We start from the raw sequence: 1,753 nt of genomic DNA on the forward strand, positions 1-1,753 counted from the left end.
TCAGGGTCACGGTGTAGGTGATCTGGCCACCTTCGCTGACGCTGGTGCTGTCCACGGTCAGCTTGGCCACCACGTCGTTGGTGGTGTCGGTGATGAGCACCGAAGCCGGATTGCCAATGACCAGATTTTCCAGCGCAGTGCCACCGGCAGTGGCGCCGTTGACGCCGAGCGTTACGGTGCTGCCATCCTTGTAGACGTCATCGCCTTGAGCCGAAAGGGTGTGCACCTTTTCGGTTTCGCCAATGGCGAAGGTCACGGTCTGGCCGTTGCTCAGGGTCACGGTCAGGGCGTGATCCTGGGCCTTGTCCAGCTTGATGGTGAAGCTCGGATCCTGGTTTTCCGCCACCGAGCCATTGCCGACGATGGAGATGCCGACCTGGTCGTCTTGACCGGCCGGCTCGTCGGTGACAGTGGTTTCCAGCGCGTTCTGCCCGAGGGTCAGTTTTTCGAAATTGTCCGCACCGCTCACCGATTCCAGCTTGTTGATGATGGTAGGCTGGCCGCCGACCAGGATGTCATCCGGGGCGGTGATGGTGAACGAACCGGAAGTCGTGTTGGCCGGCACCTTGATCTGTGTGCCATCGGTCAGGGTGAAGGTCAGTTCGCCGTGATTGTTGATCGGCAGACCGGCGGCGTTGGTCAGGGTCACGGTGTAGGTGATCTGGCCGCCTTCGGCGACGGTGGTTTTATCCGCGGTGAGTGTCGCAACGACTTCGCTGATGGTATCGCTGATGACCACAGACGCCGGATTGCCAACGACCAGGTTTTCCAGAACCCTGCCATCGGCAGTCGCACCGCTGATGCCAAGGTTGACGGTGCTGCCGTCCTTATAGACGTCATCACCCTGGGCTGGCAGGGCGTAAGTGGTCTGCAACGCACCTGCGGCGATCACCACAGTCTGGCCGTTGCTCAAGGTCACGGTCAGGTCGTGATCAAGTTGTTGGTCAACCTTGATGGTGAAAGTCGGTGCGCCATTCTCCAACACGTCGCCAGCACTTTCGATGATGACAGTGACTGCGTCGCCCGCTCCAGCCGGCTGGTCGGTGACGGTCGTGGTCAGCGTGTTCTGATCCAGGGTCAGCTGTTCGAATTTCTCGCCACCCGTCACGGTTTCCAGCTTGTTGACCAGCGAGGGCTGGCCGCCGGTGAACACGTCATTGGTCGTGGCCACGATGGCCGAACCCGTGGTGCCGTTCGCTGGAACGGTGATGGTCGTGCCGTCGGTAAGCTTGAACGTCAGCTCGCCGTGGTTGTTGATTGGCAGGCCCGCTGCATTGCTCAGGGTCACGGTATAGGTGACCAAACCGCCTTCAACGACCGACGACTTGTCGACGGTCAGGGTGGCGATCACTTCGCTGGTAGTGTCGCCGATGTTAACTTCGGCTTCGATGCCAATCACCAGGTTTTCAAACGTCTGGCCGTCCACAGCGGCGGTGGTGATGCCCAGCTTGATGGTCTCGCCATCTTTATAAACATCATCACCCTGAGTCGGCAGGGCGTAGGTGGTTTGTGTCGAGCCGGCCGCGATGGTTACGGATTGGCCGTTGCTCAAAGTCACCGTCAGATCATGATCGAGCTTCTGATCGACTTTGATAATGAAGGTCGGCGCGGCATTTTCTAGCACATTGCCAGCGCTTTCGATGGTTATGGTGACCTTGTCAACGCTGTCACTGATCTGGGTGACTGCGGGCTCGGGATTTGGCACCAGGTTCTCAAAGTTGCCGCCGGTAGCGCCAGTAATCGTGGTGCTGAC

Annotated in this window: 1 protein-coding gene; it reads right to left on the reverse strand. The window is 59.3% G+C overall.

Features of this window, described 5'->3' with window-relative positions:
• Positions 1 to 1,753, reverse strand: a 1,753-nt coding sequence (locus PG5_RS29990) for an immunoglobulin-like domain-containing protein (protein WP_371106623.1), incomplete at both ends; no start/stop codon positions are given.

This window comes from Pseudomonas sp. G5(2012), assembly GCF_000408945.1.
GTDB lineage: Bacteria > Pseudomonadota > Gammaproteobacteria > Pseudomonadales > Pseudomonadaceae > Aquipseudomonas > Aquipseudomonas umsongensis.